The 17,770-nt window shown below is 61.5% G+C and carries 21 protein-coding genes and 1 pseudogene; 13 read left to right on the plus strand and 9 right to left on the minus strand.

The features are described from left to right. From C9413_RS02060 to C9413_RS02100, 9 genes are all read left to right on the plus strand, one after another. The coding region (locus tag C9413_RS02060) for a phosphotransferase (protein WP_170250145.1) at positions 1 to 647 on the plus strand (647 nt) is incomplete at its 5' end. After that, entirely contained in the window at positions 644 to 1,084 is a 441-nt protein-coding gene (gene rnhA, locus C9413_RS02065) for a ribonuclease HI (protein WP_039844196.1), read from the plus strand. The genes C9413_RS02060 and rnhA, both read left to right, overlap by 4 nt. Before the next feature lie 24 nt (positions 1,085 to 1,108). Then, on the plus strand, positions 1,109 to 1,912 hold the full coding sequence (locus C9413_RS02070) for an endonuclease/exonuclease/phosphatase family protein (RefSeq protein WP_039844197.1): 804 nt from the start codon (positions 1,109 to 1,111) through the stop codon (positions 1,910 to 1,912). A 165-nt stretch (positions 1,913 to 2,077) separates the two neighbouring features. Continuing rightward, positions 2,078 to 2,824, plus strand: coding sequence for a GntR family transcriptional regulator (locus C9413_RS02075; protein WP_052451485.1), 747 nt, complete (start codon positions 2,078 to 2,080; stop codon positions 2,822 to 2,824). A gap of 4 nt (positions 2,825 to 2,828) precedes the next feature. Beyond that, positions 2,829 to 3,614: a transporter substrate-binding domain-containing protein gene (locus C9413_RS02080; RefSeq protein ID WP_039844198.1), complete on the plus strand. Its 786-nt coding sequence runs from the start codon at positions 2,829 to 2,831 to the stop codon at positions 3,612 to 3,614. A gap of 75 nt (positions 3,615 to 3,689) precedes the next feature. Continuing rightward, the gene (locus C9413_RS02085) at positions 3,690 to 4,361 is read left to right on the plus strand and encodes an amino acid ABC transporter permease (protein ID WP_039844199.1); all 672 of its coding nucleotides are present in this window, start codon (positions 3,690 to 3,692) and stop codon (positions 4,359 to 4,361) included. Next, positions 4,358 to 5,017: an amino acid ABC transporter permease gene (locus C9413_RS02090; protein WP_039844200.1), complete on the plus strand. Its 660-nt coding sequence runs from the start codon at positions 4,358 to 4,360 to the stop codon at positions 5,015 to 5,017. Before C9413_RS02085 ends, C9413_RS02090 begins: the two co-directional genes overlap by 4 nt. After that, complete coding sequence (locus C9413_RS02095; protein WP_039844201.1) at positions 4,995 to 5,720, plus strand: amino acid ABC transporter ATP-binding protein; 726 nt, start codon at positions 4,995 to 4,997, stop codon at positions 5,718 to 5,720. Before C9413_RS02090 ends, C9413_RS02095 begins: the two co-directional genes overlap by 23 nt. A gap of 13 nt (positions 5,721 to 5,733) precedes the next feature. Further along, a complete protein-coding gene (locus C9413_RS02100; protein WP_170250146.1) occupies positions 5,734 to 5,925 on the plus strand; it encodes a zinc ribbon domain-containing protein in 192 nt (63 codons plus the stop codon). Between the two features lie 99 nt (positions 5,926 to 6,024). On the opposite strand, the gene C9413_RS02105 is transcribed toward C9413_RS02100, so the two are convergent. Continuing rightward, positions 6,025 to 7,224 carry an NAD-dependent formate dehydrogenase gene (locus tag C9413_RS02105; RefSeq protein ID WP_039844202.1) on the minus strand — a complete coding sequence of 400 codons (1,200 nt, stop codon included), beginning with the start codon at positions 7,222 to 7,224 and terminating at the stop codon, positions 6,025 to 6,027. Positions 7,225 to 7,496: 272 nt separating this feature from the next. Here C9413_RS02105 and C9413_RS02110 point away from each other — a divergent pair, with 272 nt between their 5' ends. Beyond that, positions 7,497 to 7,805 carry a Dabb family protein gene (locus tag C9413_RS02110; RefSeq protein ID WP_039844203.1) on the plus strand — a complete coding sequence of 103 codons (309 nt, stop codon included), beginning with the start codon at positions 7,497 to 7,499 and terminating at the stop codon, positions 7,803 to 7,805. Positions 7,806 to 7,823: 18 nt separating this feature from the next. On the opposite strand, the gene C9413_RS02115 is transcribed toward C9413_RS02110, so the two are convergent. The 4 genes from C9413_RS02115 to C9413_RS34135 are packed head-to-tail and all read right to left on the minus strand — an operon-like array spanning position 7,824 to position 10,468. Further along, positions 7,824 to 8,723 (minus strand): metal ABC transporter substrate-binding protein, encoded by a 900-nt coding sequence (locus C9413_RS02115; RefSeq protein ID WP_039844204.1) that lies wholly within the window; start codon positions 8,721 to 8,723, stop codon positions 7,824 to 7,826. A 16-nt stretch (positions 8,724 to 8,739) separates the two neighbouring features. Then, positions 8,740 to 9,612: a metal ABC transporter permease gene (locus C9413_RS02120; RefSeq protein WP_039844205.1), complete on the minus strand. Its 873-nt coding sequence runs from the start codon at positions 9,610 to 9,612 to the stop codon at positions 8,740 to 8,742. Further along, on the minus strand, positions 9,609 to 10,349 hold the full coding sequence (locus C9413_RS02125; RefSeq protein WP_039844206.1) for a metal ABC transporter ATP-binding protein: 741 nt from the start codon (positions 10,347 to 10,349) through the stop codon (positions 9,609 to 9,611). The genes C9413_RS02120 and C9413_RS02125 overlap by 4 nt, the downstream gene beginning before the upstream one ends. Then, complete coding sequence (locus tag C9413_RS34135; RefSeq protein WP_267285091.1) at positions 10,346 to 10,468, minus strand: hypothetical protein; 123 nt, start codon at positions 10,466 to 10,468, stop codon at positions 10,346 to 10,348. The genes C9413_RS02125 and C9413_RS34135 overlap by 4 nt, the downstream gene beginning before the upstream one ends. A gap of 101 nt (positions 10,469 to 10,569) precedes the next feature. On the opposite strand from C9413_RS34135, the pseudogene C9413_RS33000 reads away from it, so the two are divergent. Continuing rightward, positions 10,570 to 10,746 (plus strand): annotated as a pseudogene (locus C9413_RS33000) (short-chain dehydrogenase/reductase); the annotation flags it as partial. Positions 10,747 to 10,791: 45 nt separating this feature from the next. Here C9413_RS33000 and C9413_RS02130 read toward each other — a convergent pair. Beyond that, positions 10,792 to 11,277, minus strand: coding sequence for a peroxiredoxin (locus tag C9413_RS02130; protein WP_039844207.1), 486 nt, complete (start codon positions 11,275 to 11,277; stop codon positions 10,792 to 10,794). A gap of 55 nt (positions 11,278 to 11,332) precedes the next feature. Continuing rightward, the gene (locus tag C9413_RS02135; RefSeq protein WP_052451632.1) at positions 11,333 to 12,082 is read right to left on the minus strand and encodes a protein-disulfide reductase DsbD domain-containing protein; all 750 of its coding nucleotides are present in this window, start codon (positions 12,080 to 12,082) and stop codon (positions 11,333 to 11,335) included. Positions 12,083 to 12,316: 234 nt separating this feature from the next. On the opposite strand from C9413_RS02135, the gene C9413_RS02140 reads away from it, so the two are divergent. After that, a complete protein-coding gene (locus C9413_RS02140) occupies positions 12,317 to 12,922 on the plus strand; it encodes a YqgE/AlgH family protein (RefSeq protein WP_170250147.1) in 606 nt (201 codons plus the stop codon). Between the two features lie 132 nt (positions 12,923 to 13,054). Continuing rightward, positions 13,055 to 14,140, plus strand: coding sequence for a putative zinc-binding metallopeptidase (locus tag C9413_RS02145; protein WP_039844209.1), 1,086 nt, complete (start codon positions 13,055 to 13,057; stop codon positions 14,138 to 14,140). 106 nt (positions 14,141 to 14,246) lie between these two features. Here C9413_RS02145 and C9413_RS02150 read toward each other — a convergent pair whose 3' ends face one another. Both C9413_RS02150 and C9413_RS02155 read right to left on the minus strand, forming a co-directional pair. Beyond that, positions 14,247 to 17,159 carry a sensor domain-containing phosphodiesterase gene (locus C9413_RS02150; protein WP_170250148.1) on the minus strand — a complete coding sequence of 971 codons (2,913 nt, stop codon included), beginning with the start codon at positions 17,157 to 17,159 and terminating at the stop codon, positions 14,247 to 14,249. After that, a complete protein-coding gene (locus C9413_RS02155) occupies positions 17,156 to 17,770 on the minus strand; it encodes a GNAT family protein (RefSeq protein WP_170250149.1) in 615 nt (204 codons plus the stop codon). The genes C9413_RS02150 and C9413_RS02155 overlap by 4 nt, the downstream gene beginning before the upstream one ends.

The raw sequence follows: 17,770 nt of genomic DNA on the forward strand, positions 1-17,770 counted from the left end.
GCATGTGGCTGAGGAAGCCCGAGGCCAAACATTGCCGCGAAGTCGGCAAGGCCCTGGCGCAGATGCATATCGCCGCCGAAGGTTTCGAACTGAAGCGGCCGAACGCGCTGTCGCTGGAGGGCTGGAAGTTGCTTTGGGATAAGTCCGAGGCGCGCGCCGACGAAGTCGAGAAGGGCTTGTCTGCCGAAATCCGGGGCGAGATCGATTTCCTCTCCGCCCACTGGCCAAAGGACCTTCCGGCCGGCGTCATTCATGCCGATCTCTTCCCCGACAACGTCTTCTTCCTCGGCGATGAGCTGTCCGGCCTGATCGATTTCTATTTCGCCTGCAACGATCTGCTTGCCTACGACGTCTCGATCATTCTCAACGCCTGGTGCTTTGAAAAGGACGGAGCCTACAACATCACCAAGGGCACTGCCATGTTGGAAGGCTACCAGAGTGTTCGGCCGCTCAACAGTGCCGAACTCGCAGCGCTTCGTGTGCTTGCGCGAGGTTCTGCGCTCCGCTTCTTCCTGACTCGCCTCTATGACTGGCTGACGACGCCGGAAGGCGCAATGGTCACCAAGAAGGATCCGCTCGAATACCTGCGCAAGCTGCGCTTCCACCGGCAGGTCGCATCGGCCGTTGAATACGGGCTTTCGGCATGAAGCACGTCGATATTTTCACCGACGGCGCGTGCTCAGGCAATCCCGGTCCTGGCGGTTGGGGCGCGATCCTGCGTTATGGCGACATTGAAAAGGAACTCTCCGGCGGCGAGGCGGAGACGACCAATAACCGCATGGAGTTGATGGCGGCGATTTCGGCGCTCTCGGCGCTGAAGACGCCCTGCGAGGTCGACCTCTATACCGACAGCGCCTACGTCAAGGACGGGATTTCCAAGTGGATTTTCGGCTGGAAGAAAAACGGCTGGAAGACCGCGGACAAGAAACCGGTGAAGAATGCCGAGCTCTGGCAGGCGCTGGAGGAAGCCAGCAACAAGCATAAAGTGACGCTCCACTGGATCAAGGGCCATGCCGGCCATCCGGAGAACGAGCGTGCCGACGAGTTGGCGCGCATGGGCATGGCGCCCTTCAAGAGGCGGTAGGGCGGCAAATCCGGGGAGGTGATATTGCGCATCATTTCGCTGAATGCCTGGGGCGGCAAGCTGCATCGGCCGCTGATGGACTATTTCCGGGCTGCTGAGGCGGACGTGCTCTGCCTCCAGGAGGTTACCCGTTCCGTGACCGTCAAGAGCGACTGGCTGGAATATCGCGATGGCAGCCACATCCTGCCGCAGCGCGCCAACCTTTTCGAGGAGATCAAGGCGGTTCTTCCCGAGCATGACGCCTTCTTCTCGCCGACGGCGAGAGGCGAGCTTTTTGATGACGAAAACAGCGTGCCTTCGGAATTCGGTCTTGCGACGTTCGTGCATCGGTCGGTTGCGGTCATCGGCCACGCCGCAGATTTCGTGCATGGCGAATTCTCGGCAGATAGCTACGGAGAGCATCCGCGCGCCCGCAACGCCCATGCCCTCCGCCTTTTCGACTATGGGGCCGGTCAAGCGATCACGATCGCCCACCTGCATGGCCTGCGTGACATGGCCGGCAAGGGCGATACGCCCGCACGCCGGGGTCAAGCCGACGCGCTAGTCAGCTTGATCGGGCAGATCTGGCGCAAGGGCGAGCCTCTCGTCGTCTGCGGCGACTTCAACGTGCTGCCCGGAAGCGTCATGTTCGATGTGCTCGGTGGTTTCGGCCTCACCGATCTCGTCACTTCCCGCGGCTTCACGGATACGAGAACATCGCACTATGCCAAAGACGGGCGTTTTGCGGATTATATGCTGGTGACGCCTGAAGTCGGGGTCGTGCGCTTCGACGTCGTCGGGGAACCGGAAGTGTCCGACCATCGGCCGCTCTTGCTGGACATTGGGTAGCCTTCAGCACGGGTTGCCTCCAATATCGACGCCTCGTCGTTATTCAGACTAAGAAACTGCCTAAATAGCGAGCATTGCAACGGACTGTTTCGCGGCCCAGGTGGGAAAGCCGTTGTAAATGAAAGATTTGTAAAAACTGGCATATGGCTTGCTTACCCGTCTTGTATGCAAGACAGCCATACATCCGAAAGCACACAGAGCAACATCGAAGAGGCCATCGTTTCGGGCATTCTTTCCGCCCGGATCCGGCCCGGCACGCGGCTCAGCGAAAACCAGCTTGCGTCAGTCTTCGGCGTTTCGCGAACCCGTGTGCGCGAGGCGATGATGAGGCTCGAAACGCGCGGCATCGTCACCGTGAGCCCCCGGCGGGGCTGGTTTGTGGTCGAGCCGTCCGCTGAAGAGGCGATGACCGTCTATGAGGCAAGGCGTGCTATCGAATCCGGCCTGCTGCGGGGCATGCGCGCGCTGACGCACGAGGGCCGCACGGTTCTCGTCTCCCACCTCGACGAGGAAAAGGCTGCGATGGCTGCAGGCGACCGCCAGCGCCTCACCTGCCTCATGGGTGACTTCCATATCCGCATCGCCGAACTCGGCGGCAACCCGATCCTTGTCGACATCCTGCGCGATCTGACTGCCAGGACAATCCTGATTTCGATGCTCTATCAGTCGGAATTTCACGCAGTCCAATCTCATGAGGGGCATTGCCGCATCTTCGAGGCCATGGCAGCAGGCGATTTCGTCAAGGCCGCCGAGCTCTCCGTCGAACATCTGGACGAGGTGGAAACGGGCCTGGACCTCACGACCCGCCCGGACCCACTCTCGGAATTGCGCAGCTCGCTGTCGCTGCCTCCCAAGACGATGTCTTCCCAACCGGCAGGCACACGAAAAACCGCAACTTCAAAGGAGAAATGAACACATGCTGACACGAAGAACATTCTTTGCAATCGCAACCCTCGCAGCCGCTGTCGGCTTCGGTTCGGTTTCCCATGCCGATGCGCTTGCCGACATCACCGCGCGCGGCACGCTGCGCGTCGCCGTCCCACAGGATTTTCCGCCGTTCGGCAGCGTCGGCACCGATATGGCGCCGATGGGCTATGACATCGACATGGCCAATCTGATTGCCGAAAAAATCGGCGTCAAAACCGAACTCGTGCCGGTCACCAGCGCCAACCGCATTCCCTATCTGCAGACGAACAAGGTCGATCTGGTTATTTCCAGCCTCGGCAAGAATCCGGACCGCGAAAAGGTCATCGATTTCTCCGCGGCCTATGCTCCCTTCTATAACGGCGTGTTCGCACCAGGTGATCTTTCCGTCGCCAAGGTGGAAGATCTTGCCGGCAAGACGGTCGGCGTCACCCGCGGCGCCGTCGAAGACCTCGAACTGACGAAGATCGCGTCTGCCGATGTCACGATCAAGCGCTACGAGGATAACAACGGCACGATTTCCGCCTTTCTCTCCGGTCAGGTCGAGGCTGTTGCAACCGGCAACGTCGTTGCCGCCGCCATTCTTGCCAAGAACCCCCCGAAGCGACCCGAGCTGAAGTTCCTGATCAAGAACTCGCCCTGCTACATCGGCCTCAGCAAGGAGCAGCCAGCGCTTCTTGAAAAGGTGAACGGCATCATCGCGGCCGCCAAGGCCGATGGTTCGCTGAACGCCATTGCCCAGAAGTGGCTCGGCGCCGACCTCCCGAAAGACCTCTAAAAACCGGTCCAGCATGGTCATCCCGCCACCGCGGGGTGACCACTCGCCGTCGGTAATCAAAGAGGGGACAGTGTCTTGAGCTACCATTTCGAATTCGGTTGGCTGCTTCAATATTACCCGCAGATCGTCAAGGGAATCGTGATCACCATCGAGCTGATCTCGATTGGCGGCGTGCTCGGCATTTTGCTCGGCACCTTCTGTGCCTGGGTGCGCGCGCTCGGCCCGGCCTGGCTGAAGCCCGTCGTTGCGGCCTATGTCGAGCTGATCCGCAATACGCCGTTCCTGATCCAGCTCTTCTTCATCTTCTTCGGCCTGCCGTCGCTCGGTCTGCAGCTTTCTGAGCTGACGGCCGCCAATCTTGCCATGATCGTCAACCTCGGGGCCTATAGCTGCGAGATCATCCGCGCCGGCATCCAGGCGACGCCGAAGGGACAGTTCGAGGCGGGCGCAAGTCTTGCCATGACGCCTTTCGAAACCTTTCGACATGTCGTTCTCGTGCCGTCGCTCCAGCGCATCTGGCCGGCACTCTCCTCGCAGGTGGTGATCGTCATGCTCGGCTCCTCCGTCGTGTCGCAGATCGCCGCCGAGGACCTGACCTTTGCCGCCAACTTCATCCAGTCGCGAACCTTCCGCGCCTTCGAAGCCTACATCGTCTCGACGGCCCTCTATCTGGCGCTGGCGATCCTGCTCCGGCAGCTTTTGATGGTGGCCGGCGGGTTCATCTTCCCGAGGAGACTTGTCCGATGATAGAGTTCACGCTCTGGGATATCCTGCGTAACCTGCTGCTCGCCACGCGTTGGACGGTTCTGCTCTCGCTCGTTTCCTTCATCGGGGGCGGCACGGTCGGGCTCGGCCTGCTCTTCCTGCGCATCAGCAAGCGGAAGTCGCTGCGGGCGCTTGCAAAATACTACATCGAGCTTTTTCAAGGCACGCCGCTCCTAATGCAGCTCTTCATCGCCTTCTTCGGTCTCGGCCTTTTCGGCATCGACGTGCCGGCATGGCTTGCCGCCGGCCTGGCATTGATCCTGTGGGCCGCCGCCTTCCTCGCCGAAATCTGGCGCGGCTGCGTCGAAGCGGTTGCGAAAGGCCAATGGGAAGCCTCCTCCAGCCTCGGCATGGGCAGGCTGCAGCAGATGCGCTACGTCATCCTACCGCAGGCGCTGAGGGTCGCCGTGCCGCCGACGGTCGGCTTCTCCGTCCAGGTCGTCAAGGGAACGGCGCTCACCTCGATCATAGGCTTCGTCGAACTATCGAAGGCAGGCACCGTCGTCACCAACGCCACCTTCCAGCCCTTCACTGTCTACGGGCTCGTCGCTCTTATCTATTTTGCGCTTTGCTGGCCTCTGTCGAAGAGCAGCCAGATCCTCGAAAGGAAGCTCAATGTCGCTCATCGAAATCACTGAAGTCCGCAAGAGCTATGGCACGAACGAGGTGCTGAAGGGCATCAACCTGGATGTGGAGCCGGGCGAGGTCATTGCCGTCATCGGCAAGAGCGGCTCGGGAAAATCAACGCTGCTGCGCTGCATCAACGGCCTCGAGACCATCACCCGAGGATCGATCTCGGTGGCCGGCGCCCAGCTTCTGGACGACGAATTGCATCTGAAGGCGCTCAGGTTGAAGGTCGGCATGATCTTCCAGCAGTTCAATCTCTTCCCTCACCTGACGGCCGGCGGCAATGTCATGCTGTCGCAGTCGGTCGTCAAGAAGACGCCGAAGGCAGAGGCTGAAGCGGTCGCCCGCAAGATGCTCGATCGCGTCGGTCTCGGTCACAAGTTCGACGCCTATCCCGACGAGCTTTCCGGCGGCCAGCAGCAGCGTGTCGCGATTGCCCGGGCGCTTGCCATGCAGCCGATCGCGCTGCTGTGCGACGAGATCACCTCCGCCCTCGACCCGGAACTCGTCGCCGAGGTTCTGGCTGTCGTGCGGGAGCTTGCCTCCGAGGGCATGACATTGCTGATGGTGACGCACGAGATGAAATTCGCCCGCGACGTCTGCAGCCGCGTCGTCTTCATGCACCAGGGCCGCGTCCACGAAATCGGCCCGCCGGAAGAAGTCTTCGCCAACCCGAAAACCGCCGAACTCAAGCAGTTCCTCGGCGTGCATTAGGGGGCGTTCGCGTGTGCTATCCCGCCGCATCAGGGAAAGCCGCGAAAGCCAAGCGTCTTTCCGCTGTTGCCAATGCGGCTTGCGCACCCATGCCGACCACAATGCTGCAATCAACATCCTGCGTCGGGACACGGCGTCTATGATCGTGGAGGAAGGGCAGCGGCTCTGCGTTGAAGCGATAACGATCGGCGGAGCTTCGCTCTGAACAAGTCGGCATAACGCTTGGGATAACGCATGCCTGCAATCGCTTCGGCTCTCGGCAGGCAACGAGAGCCGGTCGAGCCTTCCGAGCAACCGGGCGCCTTCAGGTTTTGAAGCGCGCCGCCTCTTCAGACCCACGCGTCGCGTCTCCGGCGCTGTAAGAGTGAGCACCGGCGCCGGCAAGTTTGCCGCCATCGACGATCAGATATTCCTCGCGGATCGGCTTGCCTTCGAACCAGCATTCGAGAATTTCCCGCGTGCCAGCGGCGTAGCGCGCCTGGGCGGAGAGCGACGAGCCGGAAATATGCGGCGTCATACCGTGATGCGGCATCGACCGCCAAGGATGGTCCTTCGGTGCGGGCTGCGGGAACCACACGTCGCCGGCATAACCGGCAAGCTGCCCGCTCTCGAGCGCCCGCGCGACGGCATCGCGATTGCAGATCTTGCCGCGCGCCGTGTTCACCAGGTAGGCGCCGCGTTTCATCTTGGCGATCATCGCTTCGTCGAAGAGGTTTTCCGTCTCCGGATGCAGCGGCGCGTTGATCGTGACGACATCGCAGACGGGCACCATCTCAGTTGGCGTCTTGTGGAAGGTAACGCCGAGCTCCTTCTCGACTGCATCGGGAAGCCGGTGGCGGTCGGTATAGTGCAGCTTGACGTCGAACGGTTTCAGCCGTCGAAGCACCGCGCTGCCGATCCGCCCGGCACCCACCGTGCCGATCTCCATACCCTCGATATCGTAAGAGCGCGCGACGCAGTCGGCGATGTTCCAGCCGCCTTTCACGACCCACTGGTAGGAGGGGATATAGTTTCGCGCGAGGCTGAGGATCATCATGACCACATGTTCGGATACGCTGATTGAGTTGCAGTAGGTCACCTCGGCGACGGTGATGCCGCGATCCATCGCGGCCTTGAGATCGACATGGTCGGAGCCGATGCCGGCGGTGATCGCCAGCTTGAGCTTGGCCGCCTTGGCGATCCGCTCGGCGGTCAGGTAGGCCGGCCAAAAAGGCTGCGAGATCACGATCTCGGCGTCGGCAAGCTCGCGTTCGAAGACGCTGCCGGGACCGTCCTTGTCCGAGGTCACGAGCAGGTTGTGCCCCTGGCTTTCGAGAAACTTCCTCAAGCCCAATTCGCCGGAGACGCTGCCCAACAGGGCGCCCGGCTGAAAATCGATGGCTTTCGGGGTGGGAAGCGTCTGGCCTCCCATATAGTGTTCGAGTTTCGGCAGGCCATCCCGCGCATAGGCGCTCGGATATCCATCGACCGGATCGTCATAGAGGACGCAAACGACCTTTGCCATTTCCATCTCCCTTCATTTGAAACGAAGAGGGAGGGCCGCGAATTCTTCAGAGCTGCCGGTCAATGCGGACGAACAGCAGGGCAATGTGCTCTGTTGAATGATCTGTGGCCAGCAGGCTCGCTCGCAGCGCTCCCGCGTTCGTAATTGGCACCACTTTGGAAAGGTGGAGGAGCCGGACACGGTTTCAAGTAGCCGCCGGGAAGTCACCGCAATCCCCTTGCCCTCTGCCTCGTTCCCTCTATTCTGCCGGCAACGCCATAGGAGGCCACCATATGATCCTGCATTGCGTATTGCTGAGGCTGAAGGCTGCCATGACGGGCGAGGAGAAGCAGGCGTTGCTCGAATCGGTCGTCGCGCTGAAGCAGGTGATCCCGGGCATCCTCGATGTCAGATACGGCCCAAACGTCTCGCCCGAGGGGCTGCATGGCGGCTTTGTCGACGGCTTCGTGGTGACCTTCGAAAATGCCGAGGCGCGGGATGCCTATCTCGTGCATCCCGAGCATGTGGCCGTCGGCGAGCGCATCATCTCCTCGACGGATGGAGGCCTTGCCGGCCTCCTGGTCTTTGATTTCAATCTCTGAGGGAAGCCGCGGCGCCGATCAGCTCGACTTTGCCATCGCCGCGGCGATCTGATCGACATTGTAGCGGAACATCTTCTCGTAGGTCGGTGCCGGTCCCTTCGCATCCGAAAGCGATTCGACATAGAGCTCGCCGCCGGGTTGCGCACCTGTTGCCCTGGCGACCTGCCTGACGAGGCGGGGATCGTTCGAGTTTTCGAAGAAATAGCTCTTCACGTGCTCGGCCTTGATCTGCTCGATCAGCTTGGCGACGTCTGCGGCAGACGCCTCCGTTTCGGTTGACATGCCCAGCGGTGCTAGGAAGCTGACATTGTACTCGCGGCCGAAATAGCCGAAGGCGTCGTGGCTCGTCAGCACCTTGCGCCGGTCGTCCGGAATCGTGTCGAATTTGGAATGGGCATAGGCGTCAAGCGCGTCGAGCGTCTTCGTGTAGCGCTCGGCATTCGCCTTGAAGATGCCGGCATCCGCCGGATTAGCGGCCGATAGCGCCTTCTCGATATTGGCGACCCAGACCTTTACGTTGACCGGACTGTTCCAGACGTGGGGATCCGTGACGGTCTCGCCGTCCTCTTCCATCGTGCGGGTCTTGATGCCGTCGGAGACGGTGACCGGCGTTCCCTTGTAGCCGGAAGCGGAAATCAGCCGGTCCATCCAGCCCTCCAGGCCCTCGCCGCTGACGAAGGTCAGCTGCGCGGTCTTCAGATGCTTGGCGTCGGCAGGCGACGGCTCGAACTCATGGGGGTCGCCATTCGGGCCGACGAGGCTCGTGACGTTCACGTGGTCGCCGCCGACCTGGCTGACGACATCGGCAAGCACGGTAAAGGAGGCAACCACCTTCAGGGTTTCGGCGGAGGCTGGTACGGACGAAAAGGCGATCAGCGCGGGAAGGGCCGCGGAAAGAAGCAGTCTGCGGGAAATCATCGAAATCTCCTTGAGTTCAGCCCTTAAGATGCGGGCGGGGAAAGAGGCGCCGGGCAAGGCCCGACGGCGCGAAGAGGATGGAAAGCCCGTAGATTGCCGCCGCCGTCATGATGATGGTCGGACCGGAGGCGAGCTCAAGATGGTAGGAGGCGATGAGCCCGAGATAGCCGGAGAAGGTGGCGCTGATCACCGCGATCGCCATCATCGACGGCAGGCTGCGCGACCAGAGCTGCGCGATTGCCGCCGGCAGCATCATCAATCCGACGGCCATCAGCGTGCCGAGTGCCTGAAAGCTGGCGACGAGGTTGAGCACGACGAGCAGCAGGAAAAGCACATGATAGACCGGTCCCCGGCCGCCGACGGCTTTGAGGAACCCCGGGTCGAAGCACTCGGCCACCAGCGGCCGGTAGATCGCGGCGAGAACGACGAGCGTGATCGAGGTGATCGCGCCGATCTGGACGAGAGAAGGAGCGTCGATCGCCAGAATGGTGCCGAAGAGCACATGCAGCAGGTCGATATTCGATCCGCGCAGCGAAACGATCAGCACGCCGAGCGCCAGCGACGCGAGATAGAAACTTGCGAAACTGGCATCCTCCTGCAGGACCGTCGTCCGGCTGACGATGCCGGAAAGCAGTGCGACGGAGAGCCCGGCGATAAGGCCGCCGATGCCCATGGCGGTCAGCGACAGCGATCCCGCAACGAGGTAGCCGATCGCCGCACCCGGCAGCACGGCATGGCTCATCGCGTCGCCCATCAGGCTCATGCGCCGCAGCATCAGGAAGACGCCGATCGGGCCGGCGCCGAGGCCGAGGCAGAGGCAGGCGACGAGCGCGCGGCGCATGAAACCGTAATCCGCAAACGGCGCGAGGAAGATGTCGAAGGACGTCATGCCGCAGGCTCGCAGGCTCTCGCATCCTCGTCCCAGCGCTCGGCCATGGCGCGCGCCTTGAGAAGATTGGCGGGCGACATGACGTCGCCGGTCGGCCCCCAGCCGATCAGCTTCCGCGCGATCAACAGCGTCTGCGGGAAATGCGCCCGCACCTGGTCGAAGTCGTGAAGAACCGCAATGACGGTTCGCCCGTCGCCGTGCCAGCGCGCGACGATATCGAGCAGATCCTTTGTCGTGCGGGCGTCGATGGCTGTGAACGGCTCGTCGAGCAGGATGAGCTTGGCATCCTGCAGCAGCAACCGGGCAAAAAGTACGCGTTGGAACTGGCCGGCCGACAGTGAACCGATATGGCGTTTCTCGAAACCTTCGAGCCCGACTGCGGAAAGCGCTTCGCGAGCCTTGCCGGTCTCATGCGCCAAGACGCGCCGGAAGGCGCCGCTGCTACGCCAAGCGCCGAGCAGCACGGCGTCAAAGACCGAGATCGGAAAGCGCCGGTTGATTTCGGCCGCCTGCGGCAGGTAGCCGAAATCCGTGCGCTGCAGCCTATGGGAAATCCGCCCCTCGGCGGGCCGCAGCTCGCCCATAATGGCTTTCAGAAGCGTCGATTTACCTGCACCGTTCGGCCCCGCGATCGCCGTCAGGCTGCCTGCGAGAATGGAGCCGGAAACATGATGCACCGCTGGGTGACGATCATAGGCGACGGTCAGGTTGTCGAGGGTGATCAGCGCGTCGCTCATGGCAGGACGATCGCCCAATGAATCGCCGTCCAGAGTGCCCCGACGAGAACGAGCACGCAGGCGACGCGGGTCACAGCAGAGGGCAGGAGCAGGCCGGATGCGAAAGGCAGACTTTTCATAGGGTGCTTCTTAATGTAATAACATTACAAGTTATGTTATAACGAATATGGCAAATTGACGGCGGTGGCGAGCCCGCCGAAAACAAAAGGGCGCATACGAAACCGGCGACGCCCCCGAAGCTGTGGCAGGAGCCGTCGTGAAAGCCGCCGCTGATCCTGCGCCGAAAAGCCGATACACTGCGGGAAAACGGGCGGGCCAAGTCAGCCTCATGCGTCGTTTCCTGCCGGAATTCCCGGTCGACAAGAACCTACGAAATTACAATAATTTACCGATCTGAGGCGGCTGGGTTCGGCCGCCTCTCGACGCCTTCTCTGCCGCTCTCTCAGAGCTGCTCTATCATCGTGGCCGCACCTGAGATCGTGGCTTGGCCGGGGCTCTCCTCGACGTTCAGCGATTTCACGACGCCGTCTTCGACGAGCATCGAATAGCGCTTGGAGCGCACCCCGAGGCCGCCGGCGGAAAGGTCAGCGTCCAGGCCGAGCGCCTTGGTGAAGCCGGCGTTCCAGTCGGCGAGGAAGTGGATCTTGCCCATGCCGCCGGACTGCTCGGCCCAGGCGCCCATGACGTGCCAGTCGTTGACGGAGAGAACGGCGATATCGTCGACGCCCTTGGCGAGGATGGAATCGCGGTTTTCGAGATAGCCCGGCAGATGGTTCAGCGAGCAGGTCGGCGTGAAGGCGCCGGGTACGGCGAAAAGCACGACGCGCTTGCCTTTGAAGAGCTGATCCGTCGAAACCTCTACCGGTCCGTCGGCCGTCTTTTCCTTGAAAGTGGCGGCAGGAAGCTTATCGCCGATCGCGATGGTCATAGGGTTCTCCTTGATGTTTATGATTGCGGTGGGGGCAGCCGACTATAAAAGCCGGTCAGTCAAAGGCAAGCGGCGTCTCCATGGCGCGGCCGCCATCGATGATCAGAACGCTCCAGCTTTTGCGGGCGATTTCATAATTCTTCGGCAGCTTGTCGACGGCAATCGACGTTGAAAAATTCTTTCCGTCGCGCTTGCTCATCAGCTTCCTGGTGAAGACATATCCGTTTGGCCCCGTGAGGATCACCTCCGGCGCGGTGTCGCCGCCGTCGGGCAAGGCAACTTGCAGCCAGAGCTCTTTCATGTCCTCAGAGAACTTGTGGGAGATCACCTTGAACTGCGAAGACGGCTTTTCCGGCAGGGAGGCCTCGGCATTCTTGAGGATCGCTTCCTCTTCCGGCCGGGATTGATTGGCGGCAGCGATGGGAAGTGAGAATTCGGCCTGGAACGGAATGCAGATATCCTTGCAGATGCCGATGAACGCGCTCGCCTTCAGTTCGAGCGACCGGGAGGCGTTTTTCGCCGAGAAGGTCAGCGGCAGCGAAACCGGCGCGTCATAGGCGATGTCGTCTATCTTGCCGTCGACGAGATGTTTTGGCACGGGATAGCGGATTGCCGTCAGCGTGATGCCGCTTTCCCGCGCGACCGTGATCTGGGGCGGTATTCCGCTGTTGCCGGGCTCGCGCCAATAGGTGATCCAGCCGGGCTTCGGCTCGATCTGCAGCGCACCGCGCATCATGCCGTCGCGGCCGGGCGGCAGCGCGATCAGCCGCATCCGGCCGCCCTCATTGGCGATCCAGCCGCTCATCTCGGCGCGCGCCGGCTCAAACGATCCGGCCAGCGCGGCGGCGCAGATCGTGGCGTTCAGAAACTGGCGAAACTCGAGAAAAAAAATCGTCATGGAACAACGGTTTATCGAAAATCGCCTTTGCCTGCCAGAAGTTCGGCCATCTAATTCTTCATTTTCAGTTGATTGATCTGCGGCATTGCCCCATGTTTCTTTTATAGGGCTGTTGGTAACAGTCTGGCAGCAGGAGGAAGTATGTCCTTATCCACGCTGAAAAACAGGCGGGAACGCGGCTTTTTCGACGGGCAGTTCCTGATTGCCATGCCGGGCATGGAAGATAGCAAATTCTTCCGCACGGGCATCTATATCTGCGCCCATTCCGATGCCGGTGCCATGGGTTTCATCATCAACCGCGCCCAAAGCCTTACCTTCACGGACGTGCTGCTGCATCTCGAAATGGTCAACGACCAGGAGCCGATAGTCCTTCCGGAACATGCCCGGGACTTCCCGATCCAGACAGGCGGTCCCGTGGAAAGCGGCCGCGGTTTCGTGCTGCATTCCGATGATTATATCAGCGACTCCAGCATCCCGATCAGCGACGATATCTGCCTGACGGCGACGCTCGACATCGTCCGCGCGATTTCCAAGGGCGGCGGGCCGAAGAGGGCCACGATGATGCTCGGTTATTCCTCCTGGGGTGCCGGCCAGCTCGAAATGGAAGTTGCCAGCAACGGCTGGTTGACCTGCGCCGCCAATGAGGCGCTGATCTTCGACCGCAATCTGGACGACAAATACGAGCGCGCTCTCGCGGGCATGGGCATCACGGCCGCGATGCTTTCGGCCGAAGCCGGACATGCGTGATATCTAATCCAGGAACGATTTCGTTGACGTGACGTTTTCTTCCGGCAAGCGTGTCAGATGGCGCGCTGCCGAAATGCCTGTTGCGCGCCGCGCAGCAGGCATTTTGGTTCGTCACCATTCGTCGAGGTAATCATGAGGCTCTTCGCCTGCGACAATTGCGACCAGGTCGTCCACTTCGACAACCGCCATTGCGTCCGCTGCAATCATCGCCTGGGCTTCCTGCCGGATGACCTCTGCGTGCACTCGCTCGAGCCGCGCGATGAAATGCAGTGGCAGTTCGTCGCACGTCCGGAGCGCAGGATCCGCTTCTGCGCCAATGCCGGTCTCGATATCTGCAACTGGCTGCTTGCGGATGAGGACCCCCATGATTTTTGCATCGCCTGCCGCCACAACAGGCTGGTGCCGAACACCGGAACCCAGGACGGCATCGCCCGCTGGCGCCGCATCAGTCAGGCGCAGCGCCATCTGTTTTATTCGCTGCTGCGCTGGAACCTGCCTCACCCGGATCGCGAGGAAGATCCCGTCGGCGGCCTCGTTTTCGATTTCCTCGAAGATACGGTTCAGAACGACGGCAATATCCTCCCCGCGATGACCGGACATGAGGAGGGCCTGATCGCCATCCGTGCGGCGGAAGCAGATGACGCCACCCGCGAACAAGCGCGCACCATGATGAACGAGCCTTACCGCACGCTGCTCGGCCACTTCCGTCATGAGGCCGGCCACTTCGTCTGGAACAAGCTGGTGCGAGACAGGAATGGCTTAGATGCCTTCCGCGCCGTCTTCGCCGACGAACGACAGGATTACGGCGCAGCCCTTCAGAACCATTATGTAAACGGTCCGCCCTTCGGCTGGCAGGAGAGCTTCATCAGCGCCTATGCATCCTCACATCCGTGGGAAGATTTTGCCGAGTGCTTTGCGCACTACCTGCATATCGTTGATACGCTGGAAACGGCCCGCGCCTTCGGCATCGCCATCGATCCCCGCGGCCATGAGGAAATGGCCTCGGAAGTGGATTTCAATCCATACAGGGCGGAAAGCGCTGAACAGCTCGTCAGCGCCTGGGTTCCGCTCAGCGTCGCGATCAACGCCATTCAGCGCAGCATGGGCCAGCCGGACTCCTATCCCTTCGTGCTGTCGCGGGCTGTCGTCGCGAAGCTGGAATATCTGCACAAGCTCATTCAGGTTGCGTCTGCGATGTCGCGGAAGGCTGCCGCGTAGCCCCTCATCCACCTGCCAGCCTTCTACCCGACAGGAAGAAGGGGCATGCGGTTGACGCAGGGAGAGGACAGGGTGTTGGGTAGTCGCCAGCATTTATTTGGAGGGCCTAAGCCCGCTTCGTCAGTGGAAACCGTTCCTTCAGCAGGCGCAGCACGGAATCGGAGCCCATCGGCGGGCCGAAGAGGTAGCTTTGCCCGTAGCTGCAGCCCATCTTGGCGAGCTCGATGGCATCCTCGGTGGATTCGATGCCTTCGGCGACCACCTGCATCTCCAATTCGCGCGCCATGGAGATGACCGACCTTAGAATGGTTGCCTTTTTGTCGCTGTCATCGCGAACGAGCGCCTTGTCAAGCTTGATCGTGTCGAAGGGGAAGCGGGTAAGATAGGCCAGCGACGAGTAGCCCGTGCCGAAGTCGTCGAGCGCCAGTCCGAGGCCAGCTTCCTTGAGCTTCTGCAGCACGAGCCGTGCCTGTTCCGGATTTTCCATGACCATGGATTCCGTCAGCTCCAGCTTCAGGCGCGACGGCTCGCAATGAGTCTTCGAAAGAACCGAGCGCACGTCGTCATAAAGTTCGTTGTTGAGGAGCTGCACGCTCGACAGGTTGATCGAGACGAAGATCGGCAGCTCGCCGGTCTGGTTCTGCCAGGCCATCAGGTCGCTGGTCGCCTGTTCGAGCGCGAACATGCCGAGCGGACCGATGATGTCCGAGGCCTCGGCAATCGGGATGAATTCGGACGGCGGGATGTTGCCGCGCTTCGGATGCTCCCAGCGCATCAGCGCCTCGAAGCCGGCAATCTCGACATCCTCCAGCCGTGCGATCGGCTGGTAGACCATCGAGAGCTCCTTGCGCTCGATGGCGCGGCGGAGATCGGATTCGAGCTGCAGGCGGTCGGCGCCGAAATCGCGGAAGGCGGGGCGGAAGGGTTCGACGCGGTTGCCGCCGGCGCGCTTGGCGCGATACATGGCAAGCTCGGCATCGCTCAGCATTCCGGCTGCGTTTTCCTGCTGGTCTACCCAGGAGGCGAGACCGATCGAGGCCGTCAGAATAATTTCGCGATTGCCGAAATTGATCGGCACCATGATTGCCTTGCTGACGGCATCAGCAAAATCGGCGACCTTCGCTGGATCGCGCTCGGAAACGAGAATGAGACCGAACTGGTCGCCCGCAAGGCGCGCCAGCGTATCCTGCGGCTTCAGCAGACGACGCAGGCGGCGGGTCAGCGCGATCAGAATGTTGTCGCCGGCTGCGACGCCAAGCGAATCGTTCACCAGCTTGTAGCGGTCGATATCGATCACCATCACCGTCGGCCTGAGCGTTTCGCCGCCGGGCGCAAGCGCCAGCACCGATTGCAGGCGGTCGATGAAGAGCTGGCGGTTCGGCAGGCCAGTGAGATTGTCGTGCAGTGCATCATGCAGCAGCCGCTCGACGGAATTCTTCTGCTCGGTGACGTCTACGATCGTGCCGACGCAGCGGATGATCTCGCCGTTCGAGCCGAGCACGGGCCGCGCGCGGATCAGCAGCCAATGGAAATGCCCGTCCTCGGCGCGGATGCGGAACTCGTGGTTCAGCCGTCCGCGACGATGTTCGAGCAGCACGTCCAGCGTCGCGCGGAATCGGTCGCGGTCGTCCGGGTGAAGCCGCGGCAGCCAGTTGCGGGCTGCGCCATGCATGGTTCCCGGCGGCAAGCCCAGTTTGATGGAAACGTCCGGGATGGTGACGACGCGGTCGCGCGCCACGTCCCAGTCCCACACCATGTCGCCGGAGCCGGTCAGCGCCAGAGACTGGCGTTCGAGATCGGAAAACAGACCCTGCTGGAAGGCGCCGCCCGCAAAGGCGTGCTGCATCACCGTAAAACCGATCAGCAGAACGATGAGGACGAGGCCGCCGCCGAGCGCCGGCTGGATGATGTCGTTGTCGAGCCGGCCGGTCACGGTCAGCCAAGCCCCGAAAATCCACACCAGGATCAGCGCCCAGGCAGGCACCAGCAGAATGGCGCGGTCATAGCGGTTGAAGCCGAGATAGATGATGAGCACGATGCCCATCGTCGCCGTCAGCGCGAAGGAAAGCCGCGCAATACCGGAGGCGATCGACGGATCATAGATCGCGACACCGAAGAGCAAAGCCAGGCCGAGAACCCAGGCAAGCGTCGCATAGCCGAGATGCGTGTGCCAGCGGTTGAGGTTCAGATAGGTGAACAGGAAGATCACGAAGCTCGACGCCAGCGCCACTTCCGCGCAGGCGCGCCATATTCGTTGGTCCGCCGAGGCGACGCTGACGAGTTTGCCGAGGAAGCCGAAGTCGACGCAGATGTAGCCGAGCACCGCCCAGGCAAGTGCCGCCGTTGCCGGCAGCATCGAGGTTCCCTTGACTACGAAGAGGATCGTCAGGAACACGGCCAGAAGGCCGGCAATCCCGAGCACGATGCCGCGGTAGAGCGTGAAGGCGTTGATCGTGTCCTTGTAGGCGTCCGGCTCCCAAAGATAGATCTGCGGAAGGTCGGGCGTTGCAAGCTCGGCGACGAAGGTGATGACAGCGCCTGGATTCAGAGTGATGCGGAAGACGTCGGCCTCGTCGCTCGGCTGGCGGTCGAGCGCAAAGCCCTCGCTCGGCGTGATCGCCATGATGCGCTGCGAGCCGAGGTCCGGCCAGAAAAGCTTGGAATTCACGAGGCGGAAATGCGGAGCGACGATGACGCGCTCGAGCTGTTCTTCCGAGACGTTGGCGAGCGCAAAGACGGCCCAGTCGCCCTGGTGGTTTTCGGAGCTGGCACGCACCTCGATGCGCCGGCGGATGCCGTCTGCGCCTGCGGCCGTCGAGACCTGGAAGGCCTCGCCCTGATTGGCATAGATTTCCGTCGTCGCGGTCAAATCGAGCGCGGTGTCGTCGCGGGAAATTTTCACGGGTTCCGCCGCCTGCGCAACGCCTGCAGCCAATGCAAGCATCGACAGGAAAAGAGCTGCGATCACCGCGATCAATCGGCCGGACGGTGATTTAGGCAGCATGCGGTTCGTGGTCATCGGCTGTCGGTTTTCCTGCCTGTATCCGTATCGGTGGCAAGCAGTGAATACATCACGTGGTCATGCCACTGACCGTTTATTTTCAAGTATCCGCGCAGATAGCCCTCCCGCTGAAACCCGGCTTTCTCAAGCAGGCGAATGCTTCGTGCGTTCTCCGGAATACAGGCTGCCTCGATACGGTGCAACTCAAGCCCTGCGAAGATATAGGGTATAACCAACTGAAGTGCGGCGAACATATGGCCTTGGCCGGCATGCTTCTCGCCCATCCAGTAACCGATCATGCAGCTCTGCGCCGCGCCGCGGCGGATATAGCCGATCGTGATCCCGCCGAGCAGTTCCATGTCTGGTTTTAGGAACAGGAACAGCGGGATCGCCTGGCCGGACGCATATTCCTGCTTGCCGCGGATGACGCGGGCGCGATAGGCGCCCTCTGTCAACTCGTCGCGACGCCATGTCGGTTCCCAGGGCTCCAGGAACTTGCGGCTGGCGGAGCGCAGCTTGTGCCACTGGTTGAAATCCTGATAGCGCGGAAGTCTTAGCGCATAGCGGTCGTTCTCGAGCTCCACCGCCTCCGGCTGCCGCGACAGGAATCGAAAAACCGATATTGGCAT

It is taken from the genome of Rhizobium sp. SEMIA 4085 (assembly GCF_013004495.1).
GTDB classification, from domain to species: domain Bacteria; phylum Pseudomonadota; class Alphaproteobacteria; order Rhizobiales; family Rhizobiaceae; genus Rhizobium; species Rhizobium gallicum.

Coding starts and splice junctions, on each gene's coding strand:
- rnhA (WP_039844196.1), top strand. CDS start 644: ATGAAGCACGTCGATATTTTCACCGACGGCGCGTGCTCAGGCAATCCC.
- C9413_RS02075 (WP_052451485.1), top strand. CDS start 2,078: ATGCAAGACAGCCATACATCCGAAAGCACACAGAGCAACATCGAAGAG.
- C9413_RS02080 (WP_039844198.1), top strand. CDS start 2,829: ATGCTGACACGAAGAACATTCTTTGCAATCGCAACCCTCGCAGCCGCT.
- C9413_RS02090 (WP_039844200.1), top strand. CDS start 4,358: ATGATAGAGTTCACGCTCTGGGATATCCTGCGTAACCTGCTGCTCGCC.
- C9413_RS02095 (WP_039844201.1), top strand. CDS start 4,995: ATGTCGCTCATCGAAATCACTGAAGTCCGCAAGAGCTATGGCACGAAC.
- C9413_RS02105 (WP_039844202.1), bottom strand. CDS start 7,224: ATGGCAAAGGTCGTTTGCGTCCTCTATGACGATCCGGTCGATGGATAT.
- C9413_RS02110 (WP_039844203.1), top strand. CDS start 7,497: ATGATCCTGCATTGCGTATTGCTGAGGCTGAAGGCTGCCATGACGGGC.
- C9413_RS02115 (WP_039844204.1), bottom strand. CDS start 8,723: ATGATTTCCCGCAGACTGCTTCTTTCCGCGGCCCTTCCCGCGCTGATC.
- C9413_RS02120 (WP_039844205.1), bottom strand. CDS start 9,612: ATGACGTCCTTCGACATCTTCCTCGCGCCGTTTGCGGATTACGGTTTC.
- C9413_RS02125 (WP_039844206.1), bottom strand. CDS start 10,349: ATGAGCGACGCGCTGATCACCCTCGACAACCTGACCGTCGCCTATGAT.
- C9413_RS34135 (WP_267285091.1), bottom strand. CDS start 10,468: ATGAAAAGTCTGCCTTTCGCATCCGGCCTGCTCCTGCCCTCTGCTGTG.
- C9413_RS02130 (WP_039844207.1), bottom strand. CDS start 11,277: ATGACCATCGCGATCGGCGATAAGCTTCCTGCCGCCACTTTCAAGGAA.
- C9413_RS02135 (WP_052451632.1), bottom strand. CDS start 12,082: ATGAGCGGCTGGATCGCCAATGAGGGCGGCCGGATGCGGCTGATCGCG.
- C9413_RS02140 (WP_170250147.1), top strand. CDS start 12,317: ATGTCCTTATCCACGCTGAAAAACAGGCGGGAACGCGGCTTTTTCGAC.
- C9413_RS02145 (WP_039844209.1), top strand. CDS start 13,055: ATGAGGCTCTTCGCCTGCGACAATTGCGACCAGGTCGTCCACTTCGAC.
- C9413_RS02150 (WP_170250148.1), bottom strand. CDS start 17,159: ATGACCACGAACCGCATGCTGCCTAAATCACCGTCCGGCCGATTGATC.
- C9413_RS02155 (WP_170250149.1), bottom strand. CDS start 17,770: ATGCCAATATCGGTTTTTCGATTCCTGTCGCGGCAGCCGGAGGCGGTG.